This window comes from Streptomyces sp. NPDC002577 (assembly GCF_053594815.1).
This window is the reverse complement of record NZ_JBSFWK010000017.1, coordinates 41,802-58,470: the sequence shown is the minus strand read 5'-3', so window position 1 is coordinate 58,470 and position 16,669 is coordinate 41,802. Positions and strand designations below refer to the sequence as shown.

General features: G+C 70.0%; 13 protein-coding genes. 8 read left to right on the top strand and 5 right to left on the bottom strand.

The annotated features are described in order from the left end of the window. Positions 1–12: 12 nt before the first annotated feature. The 7 genes from ACWD4J_RS22315 to ACWD4J_RS22285 all read left to right on the top strand — a co-directional run bounded on the left by ACWD4J_RS22315 (position 13) and on the right by ACWD4J_RS22285 (position 10,700). A complete protein-coding gene (locus ACWD4J_RS22315; protein WP_451397155.1) occupies positions 13–1,128 on the top strand; it encodes a LacI family DNA-binding transcriptional regulator in 1,116 nt (371 codons plus the stop codon). After that, positions 1,125–3,110, top strand: coding sequence for a DUF2264 domain-containing protein (locus tag ACWD4J_RS22310; RefSeq protein ID WP_451397154.1), 1,986 nt, complete (start codon positions 1,125–1,127; stop codon positions 3,108–3,110). The genes ACWD4J_RS22315 and ACWD4J_RS22310 overlap by 4 nt, the downstream gene beginning before the upstream one ends. A 78-nt stretch (positions 3,111–3,188) precedes the next feature. Continuing rightward, positions 3,189–3,812: an alpha/beta hydrolase fold domain-containing protein gene (locus tag ACWD4J_RS22305; protein WP_451397153.1), complete on the top strand. Its 624-nt coding sequence runs from the start codon at positions 3,189–3,191 to the stop codon at positions 3,810–3,812. Positions 3,813–4,065: 253 nt separating this feature from the next. Continuing rightward, positions 4,066–6,663 (top strand): rifamycin-inactivating phosphotransferase, encoded by a 2,598-nt coding sequence (gene rph, locus ACWD4J_RS22300; RefSeq protein WP_451397152.1) that lies wholly within the window; start codon positions 4,066–4,068, stop codon positions 6,661–6,663. A gap of 350 nt (positions 6,664–7,013) precedes the next feature. Further along, positions 7,014–7,325 carry a trypco2 family protein gene (locus ACWD4J_RS22295; protein ID WP_451397151.1) on the top strand — a complete coding sequence of 104 codons (312 nt, stop codon included), beginning with the start codon at positions 7,014–7,016 and terminating at the stop codon, positions 7,323–7,325. A gap of 97 nt (positions 7,326–7,422) precedes the next feature. Next, positions 7,423–10,416, top strand: a complete 2,994-nt coding sequence (locus tag ACWD4J_RS22290; RefSeq protein WP_451397150.1) for a tetratricopeptide repeat protein — start codon at positions 7,423–7,425, stop codon at positions 10,414–10,416. A 146-nt stretch (positions 10,417–10,562) separates the two neighbouring features. After that, on the top strand, positions 10,563–10,700 hold the full coding sequence (locus ACWD4J_RS22285) for a hypothetical protein (RefSeq protein ID WP_451397149.1): 138 nt from the start codon (positions 10,563–10,565) through the stop codon (positions 10,698–10,700). A 36-nt stretch (positions 10,701–10,736) separates the two neighbouring features. On the opposite strand, the gene ACWD4J_RS22280 is transcribed toward ACWD4J_RS22285, so the two are convergent. Both ACWD4J_RS22280 and ACWD4J_RS22275 read right to left on the bottom strand, forming a co-directional pair. Then, on the bottom strand, positions 10,737–11,912 hold the full coding sequence (locus ACWD4J_RS22280) for a CaiB/BaiF CoA transferase family protein (protein WP_451397148.1): 1,176 nt from the start codon (positions 11,910–11,912) through the stop codon (positions 10,737–10,739). After that, positions 11,891–12,040: a hypothetical protein gene (locus ACWD4J_RS22275; protein WP_451397147.1), complete on the bottom strand. Its 150-nt coding sequence runs from the start codon at positions 12,038–12,040 to the stop codon at positions 11,891–11,893. The genes ACWD4J_RS22280 and ACWD4J_RS22275 overlap by 22 nt, the downstream gene beginning before the upstream one ends. Between ACWD4J_RS22275 and ACWD4J_RS22270 the strand changes: the two genes are divergently transcribed. Continuing rightward, positions 12,033–13,931: a cellulase family glycosylhydrolase gene (locus ACWD4J_RS22270; protein ID WP_451397146.1), complete on the top strand. Its 1,899-nt coding sequence runs from the start codon at positions 12,033–12,035 to the stop codon at positions 13,929–13,931. The genes ACWD4J_RS22275 and ACWD4J_RS22270 overlap by 8 nt on opposite strands. 126 nt (positions 13,932–14,057) lie before the next feature. On the opposite strand, the gene ACWD4J_RS22265 is transcribed toward ACWD4J_RS22270, so the two are convergent. The 3 genes from ACWD4J_RS22265 to ACWD4J_RS22255 all read right to left on the bottom strand — a co-directional run bounded on the left by ACWD4J_RS22265 (position 14,058) and on the right by ACWD4J_RS22255 (position 16,623). Further along, a complete protein-coding gene (locus tag ACWD4J_RS22265) occupies positions 14,058–14,279 on the bottom strand; it encodes a helix-turn-helix domain-containing protein (RefSeq protein WP_370021954.1) in 222 nt (73 codons plus the stop codon). Beyond that, on the bottom strand, positions 14,279–14,770 hold the full coding sequence (locus tag ACWD4J_RS22260; RefSeq protein WP_451397145.1) for a DUF2975 domain-containing protein: 492 nt from the start codon (positions 14,768–14,770) through the stop codon (positions 14,279–14,281). The genes ACWD4J_RS22265 and ACWD4J_RS22260 overlap by 1 nt, the downstream gene beginning before the upstream one ends. Positions 14,771–15,153: 383 nt before the next feature. Then, positions 15,154–16,623 carry an APC family permease gene (locus ACWD4J_RS22255; protein ID WP_451397144.1) on the bottom strand — a complete coding sequence of 490 codons (1,470 nt, stop codon included), beginning with the start codon at positions 16,621–16,623 and terminating at the stop codon, positions 15,154–15,156. Positions 16,624–16,669 lie beyond the last annotated feature (46 nt).

Here is a 16,669-nt window from a genome sequence, read left to right as displayed (position 1 = left end):
GAGCGGACGGGGATGGGGAAGAACACGGGGGCTGCGGCCGCCGGTCAGGGTCGTCGAGTGACCATCCGGGAGGTCGCGGACCGGGCGGGGGTGTCCATCGCGACGGTCTCGCGTGTCCTGAGCGGCAACTACGAGACCCCGGCGGCCACCAGGGCCCGTGTGCTGCGGGCGGCCCGCGAGCTCGACTATGTGGCCAACGCGCACGCACGGGCGCTGGTCGGGGCCGGGCGCAAGATGGTCGCCGTGGTCGTACGGCAGGTGACCAGCCCGTTCTACGCGCAGGTCGCCGAGGGGGTGGAGGCCGAAGCCGCCACCCACGGGTGGCTCTGCCTGGTGGCCGCCACGGGCGGCGACCCTCAGCGCGAGCTGGAGATCGTGCAGCTCATGCGGGAGGAAGGCGCGAGGCTGGTCGTCCTCGTCGGCGGCGTCGTCGAGGACGAGGCGTACCGGGAGCGGGTGGCGCACTACGCGCAGGCGCTCGACGCGTCCGGGGCGCGCTTGGTGCTGTGCGGCCGCCCGGCCCCCGTGCCCGACATCCCCGCCCTCGTCGTGGAGTTCGACAACGAGGCGGGGGCGCGGGCCATCACCTCGCACCTGCTGTCGGCCGGGCACCGCCGCATCGTGTTCGTCGGGGCGCTGCCCGGCAACACGGCGCTGGACGCCCGTGTCGCCGGATATCGCGCGGCGCTCGCCGAGCACGGGCTGCCGCCAGAGGCCGCCCACGTCGTCGACTGCGGCCTCGGCCGGTCCGCCGGACTGCGGGCCATGACCGCGCTGCTGAAGGAGAGCGGCGGTGCCCCGGACTTCACCGCCGTCTTCGCCGGGGACGACATGGTCGCCGCCGGTGTGCTGCGGGCCGCCGCCGACGCGGGACTGCGCGTGCCCGAGGACATCTCCGTCGTCGGCTACAACGACATCCCGCTCGCCGAGGACTTCGACCCGCCCCTCACCACCGTCCGCACCCCCGCCGAGGAACTCGGCCGGTCCGCGGTACGGCTGGCCCTGCGCGATCCCGAGCACGCCGCCGGCACGCACCATCTGCTCGGCACCCACATCGTCGTACGCGACAGCGTCCAGCCGCCCCCGCCGGGGCCCGACTCGTCCGACGGAGGATCTCCCACCGCATGACCGCACCTCGTCTGTTCCTTCCGCGCCACGCCATGCCCAACCTGCCGGACCTTCCGCCCGACGACCGCCTCCGCTCGCCCGTCACCGGCTGGACCCGCGCGCACTGGGAGGCCGTCGCCGACCGGCTCCTCGACGCCCTCGTCCCGTATGCGACGCCCGGCTTCGCCCAGTACCGGCTGCCCGGACCAGCCAGCCACTCCGGTCCGCTCTCCGACGGCCTCGAGGGCTACGCCCGCTCCTTCCTGCTGGCCGCCTTCCGGATCGCGGGCGCGGGCGGGCAGGTGGACCCGACGCTCATCGAGCGATACGCGGCCGGTCTTGCCGCCGGCACCGACCCGTACAGCGCCGAGGCGTGGCCGCCCATCGAGGACCGGGGTCAGCCGATGGTCGAGGCCGCGTCCATCGCCATCGCCCTGCACGAGACCCGCCCCTGGATCTGGAACAGGCTGGACGGCGCCGTGTGCGCCCGTGTCGCCGAGTGGCTCGGCGGATTCGTCGGCAAGCAGGCGAACGACTCAAACTGGCGCCTGTTCCAGGTCGTCACCGAGGAGTTCCTCGCGTCCGTCGGTGCCCCGCACTCCCGCGCCGAGATCGACGGCGGACTCGACCGGATCGAGGACTGGTACCGGGGCGGAGGCTGGTACAGCGACGGCGACGGCCAGAAGTTCGACTACTACAACGGCTGGGCGATGCACCTGTACCCGCTGCTGTGGTCACGCATCGCCGGGCCGCGCGCCGACCCGTCGCGTGTCGAGACGTACCGTGCCCGCCTGCGCGAATTCCTCGCCACCTACCAGTACTTCTTCGGCTCCGACGGCGCACCCGTCCACCAGGGCCGCTCCCTCACCTACCGCTTCGCCACGGCCGCACCCCTGTGGGCCGGCGCCCTGGCCGACGCCACACCGTTGCCCCCCGGCCGCACTCGCCGCCTCGCCTCGGGCGCGCTGCGCCACTTCGCCGAGCGCGGCGTACCGGATGAGCGCGGGTTGCTGACGCTCGGCTGGTACGAGGCGTTCGAGCCGGTCACGCAGCGGTACTCGGGGCCGGCGTCGCCGTACTGGGCGAGCAAGGCGTTCCTCGGCCTGCTCCTGCCCGAAGACCATCCAGTGTGGACCGCGGCCGAGGAGCCGGGACCGGTCGACACCGCCGACGCGTGCGTGGCGCTGCCCGAGCCGGGCTGGCTGCTGCACTCCACGGCCGCCGACGGGATCGTACGGCTGGTCAACCACGGCAGCGACCGGGTGTTGCCGCCGCCCGCCAAGGTCGAGGACAACCCGCACTACGCGAAGTTCGGGTACGCGACGGCGGCCGCGCCGGACGCGGGAGACGCGGCGTGGGCGGCGGGCGTCGACAACCACATCGCGCTCGTCGAAGCGAACGGCACCGCCACCCGGCGCGGCCGCATCCATCCGCTCGGCGCCGCCGGACGGCGCGCCGCATCCTGGCACGCCCCCGCCGAAGGCAGCCGTATCGAGACGACGAGCGTGGTGCATGGCCCCTGGGAGGTGCGCGTCCACCGAGTTGTAGTACCTGCGGGTGTGGGCGGCGGTGCGGGTATGGGCGTACGGGAAGGCGGATGGGCGCTGGCGGACGACGAACCGCCTGCCACCGCCTCAGGACCCGGCTGCGCGCTGGCCCGCCGGGCGGACGGCCTGACCAGCGCGATCGTCGCTCTGTACGGCTGGGACGCCGCGCCCGGTGCGCTTGCCCTGACACAGGACGCGAACGCCTACGGCCGCCACTCGGCAACCCCGTATCTGACCCTGCCCGAACTCGCCGACGGCGGCGGGCTGTTCGTCACCTTGGTCGCCCTGACAGGCGATGACACCGACGGGCCGTGCACCGCCGAGTCCCTGCGAGCAGCGGTGACGGTACGCGTCAGGGACGACGGAGACCGTGCCGTTGTGGTCGTGCGCTTCGGCGACGGGACCGAGGAGGAGGTGGTGGTACAGGGGCCGACCGGAAAACAAGATCTGTCATGAGCACAATGCTCGTCCGATCAGTGCGATCGCTGGGCCGTCGTCGTCCGCGTGCCAGGCAACCGGACCACGCCGTCCAAGATGGCTCTGCTCGGTGAGGTGGCCGCGGACTCGGCGGCTCGGCTTCACTGCTGGCCAGCCCGTCATGCTCGCCCTCGACCGGACACAAGAGATCGATGCCGCGGTCGTCTCGGTGGACTGTCGCCTGGCTCCGGAGACCCCCTTGGTCCGGTCGAGGACTGCTACGCCGGTCTCGTCTGGCTCGCCCAGCACGCCGACGAGGTCAGCATCGACCCCCAAAGGATCATGGTCGCCGGCATCAGCGCCGGTGGTGGACTCGCGGCTGTGACAGCGGGCCCGCGGATTCCATCCCCTTTCCCGGTGAACGAGCTTGTCCAGACACTGGTATCGGGCGGTCGACATCCGCGAGCGGGCCAGAGTGCGCTTCGGGCCCCGACGAGGGACCGCAGCACCAGTAGCAGAAGAAGTCACGCAACAACTAACGATCAACTACTGGCGCAGGACGTTAGCTGGTCAACCCGCCTCGGGAGCGTCCGAGGGGGATCGAGCCCCCGTTTCGGGCTTGGGCCAACGCCGCGTACCCGTACGCGGCGCGCCACCGCTTCGCGAGAAGCTTGTCAGTTCCATTGGACGGCAAAAGGCAAAGGCAAGGAGAGCTCTCTCCTTGCCACTTTCAACGTATAGCGCACTGGGGGGCTTGCGGCAAGACCCGGGGCACGGCGCAGAATCGTCGGCCGAGGCCATGACCTGCGGAAACTCGGCGCGGAGGCGCGGGGGTGCGCGCCGCCCGACTGGGCGGAGCGGCCGGCCGAATCGTCAGAGGGAGGCAACCAGGGATGAGGACGTGCCCGACAAGAGGTTCGACAGAGTTGGAGGCGCCGGTGATTCGATCGGCCACCGCAGTGCAACGGAGCACGGCTGCCTCGGAGGTATCGCAATGATCGAACCGTACGTGTTGGATCTTCAAGAGATTGACGAGACGCAGGTCGCGGTCGTTGGCGGCAAGGGCGCGCACCTGGGCGGGCTGTCGGGGATCGAAGGCATCCGCGTGCCGGGTGGCTTTTGCGTGACGACGGACGCCTTCCGGCGGATCATGGCGGAAGCGCCGTCGATCGACGATCCGCTCGACCAGATGTCGCGCTTGAACCCGGACGACCGGGAGGCGATCCGCACGCTCAGCGCGCAGATTCGCCGGACCATCGAAGGGATTGCCATCCCGGGCGATCTCGCGACGACGATCACCCGTGCGCTCGCCCAGCTCGGCGAGCAAGCCGCCTACGCCGTCCGATCCAGCGCGACGGCAGAGGACCTGCCGACGGCCTCCTTCGCCGGCCAGCAGGACACGTACCTGAACGTCGTGGGGCCGACGGCGATCCTCCAGCACGTCAGCCGGTGCTGGGCCTCGCTGTTCACAGAGCGGGCCGTGACCTACCGCCAGCGGAACGGCATCGACCACCGTACGGTCCACATGGCCGTGGTCGTGCAGCAGATGGTCTTCCCGCATGCGGCCGGCGTCCTGTTCACGGCCGACCCCGTCACGGGCAACCGGAAGGTCGCCACCGTGGACGCCGGCTTCGGCCTCGGCGAGGCCCTGGTCTCCGGCCTGGTGAACCCGGACGTCTTCAAGGTGCGACACGGCGAAGTCGTCGCCAAAGCGATCGCCGCCAAACAGCGTGCCGTTCACGCCCTGCCGGCCGGCGGCATGCATGAAATGGCGATCGACTCGCAGCGGCAGGAGCAGCCGGCGCTGACGGATGCGCAGGCCGTGCAGCTCGTGCAACTCGGGCGGCGGATCGAAGCGCACTTCGGCCGCCCGCAGGACATCGAATGGTGCCTGGTCGATGATGGCTTCCAGATCGTTCAGAGCCGGCCGATCACGACGCTGTTCCCCATCCCCGAGAACGGCGACCAGGAGAATCACGTCTATGTCTCCGTTGGTCATGGGCAGATGATGACCGACCCCATGAAGCCCCTGGGACTCTCCATGTGGCAGCTGACGGCCATGGTGCCGATGCACGGGGCCGGCGGGAGGCTGTTCGTCGACGTCACCCGGCGTCTGGCCTCGCCCGCGAGCCGCGCCGGGCTCCTGGACGTCATGGGGAGAGGCGATCCGCTGATCAGGGACGCTCTGGAGACCGTCCTCGACCGCGACGATTTCGTCCCGTCGCTCCCGGACGCGGGTCCCGGCGTGCCGCCGGCCAGGGGTACGTCCGCCCCGATCGAGACCGATCCGGCCATCGTCACGGAGCTGATCGAGCGCAGCCAGGCGTCCATCGCCACCCTGCGCAGCGACATCCGAACGAAGACCGGACCGGCGCTGTTCGATTTCCTGCTGGAGGCCTTCGAGGAGCACAAGCGAGTCCTCAGTGATCCGCTGAACCTGCAGGCGATCACGGCGGGGATGGAGGCCACGTGGTGGCTCAACGACAAGCTGCAGGAGTGGCTCGGCGAGAAGAATGCGGCTGACACGCTCACGCTGTCCGCGCCCGGCAACGTCACGTCGGAGATGGGACTGGCGCTGCTCGACGTTGCGGACGTGATCCGCCCGCATCCGGAGGTGGTTGAGTTCCTGCGGGGCGTCGAGGACGAGGGCTTCCTGGACAAGCTGGCGAAGCTCGCGGGCGGGACCGAAGCGCGCGACGCCATCGAGGCCTACCTCGACCGGTACGGCATGCGCTGCGTCGGCGAGATCGACATCACGAGGCCGCGCTGGCGCGAGCGTCCCACCACGCTCGTGCCCGCGATGCTCGACAACGTCAGGAACTTCGAACCGGGCGCCGCCCAGCGGCGCTTCGAGCAAGGGCGCCAAGCAGCGCGGAAGAAGGAACAGGACGTGCTGTCGCGCTTGCGGGCCCTGCCGGACGGGGAGCAGAAAGCCGACGAGACGAAGCGGATGATCGACCGGGTCCGGACCTTCATCGGATACCGGGAGTACCCCAAGTACGGGATCGTCAGTCGCTACTTCGTCTACAAGCAGGCCCTGCTGGAGGAAGCCGAGCGCCTCGTGCAGGCAGGCGTCCTCTCTGAGAAGGAGGACATCTACTACCTCACGTTCCAGGAACTCCACGACGTCGTTCGCTCGAACCAGGTGGACGACCAGCTCATCCAGCAGCGCAAGGACGAGTTCCGGTCGTACCACGCGCTCACACCGCCCCGGGTGCTCACATCGGATGGCGAAGCCGTCACCGGGGCGTACCGGCGCGACGACGTGCCGGCCGGAGCCCTGGTCGGCCTACCGGTTTCCACCGGGACCATCGAGGGAAAGGCCCGCGTCATCCTTGACATGGCGGAAGCCGATCTCGAGGCGGGCGACATCCTGGTCACGACCTTCACGGACCCCAGCTGGTCGCCCCTGTTCGTCGGAATCACGGGCCTGGTGACAGAGGTGGGCGGCCTGATGACCCATGGCGCAGTGATCGCCCGGGAGTACGGCTTGCCGGCCGTCGTGGGCGTGGAGCAGGCCACCCGGCTGATCCGGGACGGACAGCGGATCCGCGTGCACGGAACCGATGGGTACGTCGAAATCCTGCCTTGACCGACAACACCGCGAACACGTCGCCCAAAGCGCGGTGAGGTCGAGTTCCAGCGATGCACGTCCTTCCAGATCGTCTTCGAAGGCTGTCTGACCCCAAGCGGAAGTTGACCAACTCCTGGCCAATCAAGGGGTGTTGGCCGAAGAAGGTGCTGTCGACAGGTGCCGCTATGATCCGCGTGGGAGTTCAATCGTTCGAGTACGTGGTGAATGTGCTCCGTGCGACGTCTTTGCTCGGCCTGCGGCGCTCGTGTCACAGATGTGCTGCAAGAGTCAATTGCCCTGCGATTGCCGGGCGATGATGTGGCGCAGCATGTGAGCGGTTTGTCAGGCAAGTTGATAGGGGCCCGCTGGTGGATGACGCGGTCGAGTTGGCGGACATGATCTGGCAGCTTCGCCAGGAGCTGAGCAAGGCGATGTGGGCCGGTGCCCACACCGACCTGCGGTTCAAGGCGGAGAAGCTCGAGCTGGAGCTGACCGTGGGGGTGGAGCGGACCACCGAGCCCGGGGTGAAGGTGCGTTTCTGGGTGTTCGACGCCGGCGCCACGGCACGGCGGTCGGCCATGACCACTCAGCGGATCACGCTGACGCTGCAGCCGGTACGCGCGGACAGGCCGGACGAAGTGGCGCTGATCTCCGGCGATGAGCTGGCCGACGAGGACTGACCGGGCCATGACGGAAACGCAGCCGAACCCCGGCCGGCCGGGGCAGCCGATCCCTGGCCAGGCAGGGCAGCCGATCCCTGGCCAGGCTGGGCAGCCGGTGACTGCCCGTCCGGACGACTTCGGACTGGACGCGCACCGCATCGCCGAGATCATCGTCATCACCGCTGCCGGTAACGGGCGGCGCGGGTCGGGGTATCGCGTCACCGACACCGCGGTGCTCACAGCGGCCCATGTGGTGGCCGACGCCACCGGCGTGCAGATTCGTTTCGACGCCGACCGGCCGGGCCAGTGGATGGTGCCGGCGAGGGTGGCCTGGTCGGACATCGACACCGATGTGGCCGTCCTGGCCTTCGCGCCGCCGGCGGGTTCCGGGGCGGTCGCGCCCACACGGTTCGGCCGTATCGCCGACGACCGTCACGCCGTCATCGATGTGCACGCCGCGGGGTTCCCGCTGTGGAAGCAGCGCCGCCGCCCCGACGGCAGGCGATTCCGCGAACTCCACCAGGCCGACGGCACCGTGGCAGCCCTGTCCAACCTGAGAACCGGCACCCTGGAGATCACCGTCGCGGCGGCGGCCGCCGACCCGGATCCGCACACGTCCCCGTGGTCGGGGATGTCGGGGGCGGCCGTATGGGTCGGCACCCACATCGTCGGGGTGGTCGCGGAACACCACCGCTGGGAAGGGCCGGCTCGGCTGACCGCGGCCCGCATGGACCACATCCTGCGCCGGGTCGGCGAACCGCGCGGGGCGGAGCTGGCCGGGCTGCTGGGGATGCCCGACCTCCAGCCGCTGCCCGAGGTGGGACCCCGGCCGGCTGACGCGGACCCGACGGCCAGTGCGACGGGTACGAACTCCGGGGTGCTGCACAGAGGTTCCAAGGTCATCGGGTTGCCGGTCGCGCATGGGCTCGAACTGTTCAAGGACCGCGCTCACGAGCGCGAAATGATCGGCCGCCACCTCGCCAACCCGGCCATCCGCATGGTGACGGTCACCGGGCGGCGGGGCATGGGCAAGAGCGCAGTCGCCGCCAAGGTCATGGAAATGCTGGAGGAAGGCGAGTGGCCGGGCCACCTCCAGGCGCCGCCGCCTTCGGGACTGGTCAATCTGAGCACCCGTACGTCGGGGATCTCCCTGGAGCGCATCTACTTAGACTGCGCCCACCTGCTGGGGCCGGACGAAGAAACGCGCCTGCTGAGCGTCTGGGCCATGAACCGATCCGTACACGAGAAGCTCGGCGAGTTGTTCGCCGCGATGGGGGACCGGCTCTTCGTCATCCTGCTGGACAACTTCGAAGATCTGCTGCAGGACGACGGCCTGCTCGAGGACGAGGAACTCAACGTCTTCCTCGACTGCCTTTTCCGGGCCAGATCCACGCCGCGACTGCTGGTCACGTCACAGGTACCGCTACGGCTCCCGCCCGAGTTGCGCCGTTTCGCTGCAGAAGTCGAACTGTCCGCGGGGCTGCCCCCCGAAGAGGCCGTCACGCTGCTGCGCGAACTCGACCAGGACGGCAGCCTGGGTCTCGCGCAGCTGTCGGACCAGCAACTGCTGCAGGCGGCGGTCCGTGTCCACGGCGTCCCGCGCGCGCTGGAGCTGCTGGTGGGCGCCATGGCCGACGACACTCTCATCCTGCCGACTCTGCATGAGGTGCTGGAGAGCTTCACCCTGCGCGGCGACGTGGTCGCGGGACTCGCCCAGGACCGGTACCACCGTCTCGAACGCGACAGCCGCACCGTCTTGAACGTCCTCGCAGTGCTGCGCACGCCCGTACCGAGAGAAGCGATCGAGTGGATCGTGGGCGGACTCGCCCCCGATCTCGATGTCCCACCGGTCCTGTCCCACCTGGTACGGGTGCGCATGCTGTCGGTCGACCGGGTCAGCCGCACCTTCGCGCTGCACCCGATGGACGCCGACCTCGCGTACGGCGCCATGCCACAGGACGGCGTACTGGGACGGCAGTCCGTGGAGCGGAGGGCGGCCGACTGGTACGCGAGCGTGGCCCCGCCCCGCTCGGACTGGCGGACCCTGGACGACATCCGGCCGTACCGGAGCGAATTCGAGCACCGGGCGCGCGCCGGAGACTTCGACGATGCCGCCCTGGTCCTCGGCAGGATCAGTGAATGGATGGTCTGGGCAGGCTCGGTGGTGACGGCTCTCTCGATGCATCTGAATTTGGAGGGGAAGTTGAGCGACGAACGGGCACGTCTTGCCCACCTCATCGGCTTCGGGCATGCCCGGCTCGCGGGGGGTCCGCTCCCGGACGCCGCCGAGTTGTTCAGCGAGGCCGCCGACCTGGCGCAGCGCGTCGATGACCGGCAAGCGCTGCAGAACGCCATGTTCGGACTGGGCGACGCCTACCGGCAGCTGGGCCGCCTGGACTCCGCGGTGGCTCCGCTGGCCCGTGCCGGCGACCTGGCCCATGAGAACGGAGACGCCGAAGCCGAGGTGCACGCCGTCCTGAGTCTCAGCCTCGCCCACAGCACCCTGGGCGATGGTCCCGCGGCCCTCACCGCTGCCGACAGGCTGCACGACCTAGCCGTCTCGACCGGCAATCTGCTCACCGAGGCCCGGTCATGGAATGCCCGCTTCACCGCCCTGCTGAGCATGGGTCGCTGGGAGGAGACCATCGCGGCCGGCGAGAGGGCCGTACGCGCCTACCAGGACGCAGGCATCCAGGAGGCAACCGACTACGCGCTCAACGCCAAGGGCGTGGCCCTGCTTGCGCTGGGCCGGTTCGCGGAGGCGGTGACGTCTCTACAGGCGGCCCTCAAGGCAGCGTCGCAGATGGAGAATCCGCGCACCGAAGGAGTCTGCCTCTACAACCTGGCGTGGGCCTACTGGACCGATGGCCAGTACGAGCAGGCATCCGAGACGGCCGAGCGCGCCACGATGTCACTGCAGATCGCCGGGGCAGCGGAGCAGGCGGCGGCGCAAGCCCTGGCCGAGGCCGCCCGCGCACGGGCCGCAGACGACACCCAGGCGGCCGCCGAGGCGCTGATCCGGGCCGCCGACGGCGTCGGGCGGAACGTCGAGATGGTCAGCCCGGCCTGGCTCACTGAGCATGCGCAGCGCCTGCAAGGTGAGGCCTGAAACCCGGCACGTCCTGAGGTCAGGGGCATTGCCTGACCGGTGACCGGTGACCGGTGACCGGGACCAGCCGGGCGTGCCGGTCGCGCTGTGGTGGCACCCTCGGTGCCACCACAGCACTCGCATCCCGGTCGCCTCACCCCTTGGTCATGCTCGCCGACCTCGTCATCGACGGCCGCTCGAACGACCCGGCCGTCCCCGCGGACGACTTCCGGCTCAGCCGCTTCGCCGAACAGCAGCCACTCGTCAGCCCACACCCCTACATCGGGGCGGGCGAGATGCGCTGAGCCACCCGTCGAACGCCAGGCCCGCGGCAACAGCCCTCACACCACGCTGTCCCGGCGCAGGGCCTCCGCGTCCTGCTCCGGGATGCCGAGCTCGGCGAGGATCTTCGCCGTGTGCTCGCCCACGTCCGGGACGGGGTCCATCCGAGGCGCGGGGTCGAGGAGCCCCGGAGGAGCGAGCGCCGGGAGCGGCCCGGCCGGTGACGCCACCTCGTGCCACCGGCCGCGGGCGGCCAGTTGCGGGTGGTTCCACACGTCGGCCACGGTGTTGACGCGGGCGTGGGCGACAGGGACGGCTTCGAGGAGAGCGCTCGCTTCGTCCCCGGTCAGCGCCGCGAAACGCTCGGCGATGATCCGGCCGAGCGCCTCACGGTGGGTGTTGCGGTTGGCATTGCCCGCGTAGTCGGGGTGGTCGGCGAGGTCGGGTCGACCGAGGAACCGGTCGCAGAAGGCCCGCCACTCCCGCTCGTTCTGGATGCTCATCATCACGACCTTGCCGTCGCCCGCCGTGAACGGGCCGTACGGGTAGATCGTCGCGTGGGCGGCCCCGGCCCGCGGCGGCGGCTCCGCACCGTCGTAGGCGTAGTACAGAGGGAATCCCATCCACTCGACGGTCGCCTCGAGCATCGACACATCGACATGTGCACCCTTGCCCGTCGTGGACCTCTCCAGAAGCGCGGCGAGGATCGAACTGTACGCGTACATCCCGGCGGCGATGTCGGAGACGGCGATCCCGACCTTCGCCATCTCGTCACCGGACCCGGTGACGGACAGCAGCCCCGCCTCGCTCTGCACCAGCGCGTCGTACGCCTTCATCGACTCGTACGGGCCGCCCTGCCCGTACCCGGAGATGTCGCACACGATCAGCCGGGGGTGGGCAGCCTGCAGGTCGGTGGCGCTCAGGCCCATGCGGGCGGTGGCGCCGGGGGCCAGGTTCTGGAGGAAGACGTCCGCGGTCGCGAGCAGCCGCCGCAGGACTGCCATGCCGCGGGGGTCCTTGATGTCGAGGGTGAGCGATTCCTTGTTGCGGTTGACCCAGACGAAGTGCGAGCTCAGCCCCTTGACGCGGGTGTCGTAGTGGCGCGCGAAATCGCCTGCCTCCGGCCGCTCGACCTTGATGACGCGGGCCCCGAGGTCGGCGAGCTGCCGGCTGGCGTACGGCCCCGCGATGGCCTGCTCGAGGGATACGACGGTCAGTCCGCGCAGCGGTTGCACACGTTCTCCTTGGTCGACGGGCGGTCGGAGGTTAAGTGTGCGTCACGGGACGAGACCAGAGCGCTGCGGGTGCCGGCGGTGACGGGAGTGTTGACGGACGCAAGGTACAGCAGGAATGTAATGGACATGCCTAAGACGGTGGTGTGGCGCCTGATCGATGTGCTCGTGCTGCTGGCCGCGTTGCTGACGGCGGCCGGCACGGCTACGCCGTCATCCGCCGCCGACAGCCTCCCCGGCTCCCTCTGGTTCGACGGACCTGCCGCCGCCGTGCTCACGGCGGAGGACGGCCGCTTCACCGACGGCCTCGGCCGCGAAGTGGTGCTCCGCGGCTACAACGTCTCCGGCGAGACCAAGCTGGAGGAGAACGGCGGCCTGCCCTTCGCGTCCGTCGCCGACGCCCGCAAGTCCGCGACCGCGCTGCGGGCGCTCGGCGGCGGCAACACCGTCCGCTTCCTGCTGTCCTGGGCGCACGCCGAACCCGTCCGCGGACAGGTCGACACCGCGTATCTCGCCGCCGTCACCGGGCAGATGCGGGCCTTCCTCGACGCGGGCATCCGCGTCTTCCCCGACTTCCACCAGGACCTCTACTCGCGCTACCTGTTCGACGAGGACAGCTGGTACACGGGGGACGGCGCGCCCCAGTGGGTCGTGGAGGCCGGGGACTACCCGGACGAGTTCTGCGGGATCTGCCTCTTCTGGGGCCAGAACATCACCCAGAACGAGGCGGTGAAGCAGGCGTCGTACGACTTCTGGCACAACACCGGCGGCGTCCAGGACGCCTTCCTCGACACCGCGCAGACGACGATGACGTACCTCGCCGGGCACCTCACCGCCGACGAGTTCGCGCGGGTCGCGGGCTTCGACCCGTACAACGAGCCGCACGCCGGCACGTACGACTCCGGGCAGACCAGCCGCACGTGGGAGCGCGACGTGCTCTGGCCGTTCTACGAGAAGTTCCGGGACCGCATGGACAAGGCCGGATGGCAGAACAAGCCGGCCTTCGTCGAGCCGAACCTCTTCTGGAACGCCAACCTGTCCTTCCAGAAGCAGGAGGGCGGGCTCCTCGACGCGGGAACGCTCGGCCCGCGCTACATCTTCAACACGCACTTCTACGACCAGAAGGCGATCTCCGGCGTCTTCATGCCCGGCAAGGCGGGCGACGGCCAGTACGCCACCGACTTCGCCGCCGTGCGCGACCGGGCCGGGGCCACCGGCACGGCGGCGGTCGTGAGCGAGTTCGGCCACCCGTTGTCGGGAGCGGTCTCCGACAAGGCGCCGACCGTCCTCAAGGCGATGTACCAGGCGCTCGACTCCCGTCTGCCCGGCGCCGACTGGTGGTCCAGGCCCACCGATTCCGGGGCGGTCGTCTCCGGCACGCAGTGGCAGTGGGACATCTACAACGGGCGGCACCACGAACTGATGAACGGCAACCCCGACAAGGTGCGGACCGACGGCGACGCGTGGAACGACGAGGACCTCTCCGCCGTCCGCCTCGACGACTCCGGCCAGGCGGTGCTGCGCCAGGACGCCCGTCTCCTGGACCGCCTGTACCCCAGTGCCACCGCGGGCCGCACTGTCGCCTTCACCTACGAGGACCGCTCCCGCGACGGATCCACCACGCTGACCTGGAACCCGGTACCGGACTCTCTGCCCCATGTCGCCGAGCTGGTGGGCTCGGGGCAGTACGGCCTGCTGCTCTGGCGCTCCGAGGGCGGTTCCGGCGGCACACCGGCACCCACCGAGCTGCACCTGCCTGCGACCTTCCCGACCTCCACGACCACCGTCGTCTCCGACCTGGGCACGGTCACCGGCCCGCCCGCGTACGCCGAGAGCACTCCCATCGCCGTGGCCCCGGAACCGGGCGGAACGGGAAGCCGCCGCCTCCTCCTGACCGCCCCCGACTCCGGCTCCGGCACCCTGCACTACGCCCTGATCACCAACGGCGCGACGGCCCCGTCCGCCGCCCTGCTTGGCGCGGCCCGTGCCGAACTGGCCTCCTGGGCCGAGTCCCACTCCTGACGCTGACGGCGGCGGGGCGGCCGACTCGGCCCGCGACGCCGCGATCGGCGATCCACGTTCCTACGGTCCATGTGCCGTGTCACGGGCCGGTGGTGCCAGGCGTTTTCACGCCCACCCTGGGGCACGTCATCCGCCCGCGGCGTCCTCGGCCTCCCAGCGCAGCAGGTCGCCCGGCTGGCACTTGAGCACCTCGCAGAGCGCGGCGAGCGTCGTGAAGCGCACCGCCTTGGCGCGGCCGTTCTTGAGTACCGCCAGGTTGGCGGGCGTGATCCCTACGCGGTCCGCGAGCTCGCCCACGGACATCTTCCGCCTGGCCAGCATCACGTCGATGTCGACGGCGATCGGCATCAGATCACCTCGTCCAACTCGGCCTGCATCTGCGATGCTTCGACGTCGCGCGCGACAGCCTGGGCGAGCAGCATCCGCAGCACGAGCACGATGAGAGCGACCCCCAGGATGGCCACGCCAACCCCGCCCATGATGACGGTGACGCCCGGGTCGGCCCGCTGGCCCGGCGCGTTGATGGCCGTGACCGCGAACCACACGAGGGCCGCCGCCACGATCGCGCCGATCACGACGTCCACGTACCGGAAGGCGGCGTGGGAGAACACGGTTCCGCGTCGCACCATCGTCACCAGCCGCCATACGCAGACCAGGGCGACCTGGGCCGACACCATGCCCAGGATCGTGATCACGCGCAGCGGGGTCAGCGGGAGCGACCCGTCCTCCGGGTCGCTCCCGCTGACCAACGTCCACACCATCAATGCCTGTACGAACACGGTGCCGGCGAGCACCGTCCCGAGCACGGCGCGCAGCGCACCCACTGTCAGCTTTCCCATGCCCCGTCCTTCCATCGACTCGCGATGGGAATCTATCGAATTTCGATAGGTGAAGCAAGGGCTGGGACGGAGGGTGGGCGGCGGTTTCGAACCGCGCCGCCGCCCCCTCCCATGGCGTGGCGTTCGCGCGAACCGTCTTGATCCTGCCGAAGTCGGCTCCGCTTGAGCACAAATCGGACGCCACCCGACTACGCCGAAGCCCTGGGGCCGAACCCATGTCGCCGCCGGCACCATAACCACCATCACGGCGAATCCGAGACCGCCATCTTCGTGGTGAGCGGCCGCCGGAGTTCGTGTTCCTCGACTACGCCACTGCCGACCTCGTCGGGCAGGCCCGGGAAACGCGGAGAGTCGGGTCGGCGGTCAACCGGATCCGTGTGGGCTCAGTCCGCGTCGGCGACGATGGAGCCGACGCGTTCGGCCAGGGTCGGGTCGCGGCGGACCAGGAGGGCCGCGTAGCCGACGGCGGCGAGCAGGGCGGCGATCGCCGCGTAGGGGAACCAGTTGTACGGCGCGGGCTGGCCGGGCTTGGCGAGGTAGTACAGCGGGACCAGGATGGCCACCGTGCCGAGCGTGGGCAGGAGGAGGTGCCGCACCAGCCGGAACTCCTGCGGGCGGTATCTGCGGTAGTACAGCGGCAGGGCGATGTTGGAGGCGAGGTAGACCAGCAGGATCAGGATGGCGCCGAGTGTCGAGGACTCGGTGAAGAACACCACCGGGTTCATCGAGCCGCCGGCGGACCCCAGCAGGTGGCCCAGGCCCCAGCCTCCGATGATCAGCAGGGCGGTGGCGGTGAAGGTGACGATCGCTTTGTTCGGCGTACGGCGGACGGGGTGGACGTAGCCGAAGAAGGACGGCAGCAGCCCCTCACGGCCGGCGTTGAACAACAGGCGGGCCTGGGAGTTGATGCCGGCGATCAGTACGCCGAGGGTGGAGGTCAGACCGCCGAGGTAGGCGAGGAACGCCAGCACGCCGAGGGTGTCGTGGGCCACCTCGATGAAGGGGATCCGTGAGGCCCCGAGTCTGCTCACGTCGTAGCTGAATCCGGTCACCGTGGCGTAGGCGAAGAGGATGTAACTCACCGTCATGATCGCGACGGAGGAGAACACGGCGCGGCCGACGTTGCGCCGCGGATTCTCCGTCTCCTCGGCGAGTGCCGCCGAGTTCTCCCAGCCGATGAAGAGGTACACCGCCAGCGGGAAACCCGCCGCCAGCCCCTTGAAGCCGTGGCTGATGTGGCTGGGCAGGAACGGATCGAGGGAAAGCCCGCCCTGGTGTTCCACGAGTGCCGCGATCGAAACCACGACCAGCACCAGCATCTCCACGCCGAAGAAGTAGCCGGCCCACTTGGTGGAGACCACTACCCCGCGCAGCATCAACACCACCGCCAGCCCGGTGAGCAGCAGCGTCCAGATGATCCACGGCAGGTCCACGCCGGTGTAGTGGTGCAGGGTGATCTGCACGAATCCGCCGGAGATCGAGACGACGCCGGCCATCGCGATGATGTACCCCAGCGCCGCCAACAGCGCCGTGGTCACCGCGCTGACCGGTCCGAAGGTCTTGCCCACGAAGGTGATGAAGCTGCCAGCCGAAGGGTGCGCCCGGGAGAACTCCGCCAGCGTGTTGCCGAGGAGCGCGACCGCGATGCCTGCGGCCACGATGGTCAGCGGTGACGCCACGCCCGCGGTGGTGGCCAGGAAGGCGAAGCCGAAGAAGAAGCTCATCGCCGGTCCGACGTTGGCCATCGTAGCGGCGGCGATGTCCGCCATGCCGAGGACGCCGCCGCGTAGCCGCTGCGGCGCGCCGCCGACAGGACCCGGCGGGGACAGCGGACCGGCTCCGGAGCTGGGCATGGCGGTAACTCCTCGTGCGGTGTGGCGGCGTGATGGGTGCGCGGGC

Bases quoted from the DNA above. Each gene is read 5' to 3' on its own strand.
- ACWD4J_RS22315 (WP_451397155.1), top strand. From the start codon at position 13: ATGGGGAAGAACACGGGGGCTGCGGCCGCCGGTCAGGGTCGTCGAGTG.
- ACWD4J_RS22270 (WP_451397146.1), top strand. From the start codon at position 12,033: ATGGACATGCCTAAGACGGTGGTGTGGCGCCTGATCGATGTGCTCGTG.
- ACWD4J_RS22305 (WP_451397153.1), top strand. From the start codon at position 3,189: ATGGCTCTGCTCGGTGAGGTGGCCGCGGACTCGGCGGCTCGGCTTCAC.
- ACWD4J_RS22265 (WP_370021954.1), bottom strand. From the start codon at position 14,279: ATGCCGATCGCCGTCGACATCGACGTGATGCTGGCCAGGCGGAAGATG.
- rph (WP_451397152.1), top strand. From the start codon at position 4,066: ATGATCGAACCGTACGTGTTGGATCTTCAAGAGATTGACGAGACGCAG.
- ACWD4J_RS22285 (WP_451397149.1), top strand. From the start codon at position 10,563: ATGCTCGCCGACCTCGTCATCGACGGCCGCTCGAACGACCCGGCCGTC.
- ACWD4J_RS22310 (WP_451397154.1), top strand. From the start codon at position 1,125: ATGACCGCACCTCGTCTGTTCCTTCCGCGCCACGCCATGCCCAACCTG.
- ACWD4J_RS22275 (WP_451397147.1), bottom strand. From the start codon at position 12,040: ATGTCCATTACATTCCTGCTGTACCTTGCGTCCGTCAACACTCCCGTC.
- ACWD4J_RS22255 (WP_451397144.1), bottom strand. From the start codon at position 16,623: ATGCCCAGCTCCGGAGCCGGTCCGCTGTCCCCGCCGGGTCCTGTCGGC.
- ACWD4J_RS22260 (WP_451397145.1), bottom strand. From the start codon at position 14,770: ATGGGAAAGCTGACAGTGGGTGCGCTGCGCGCCGTGCTCGGGACGGTG.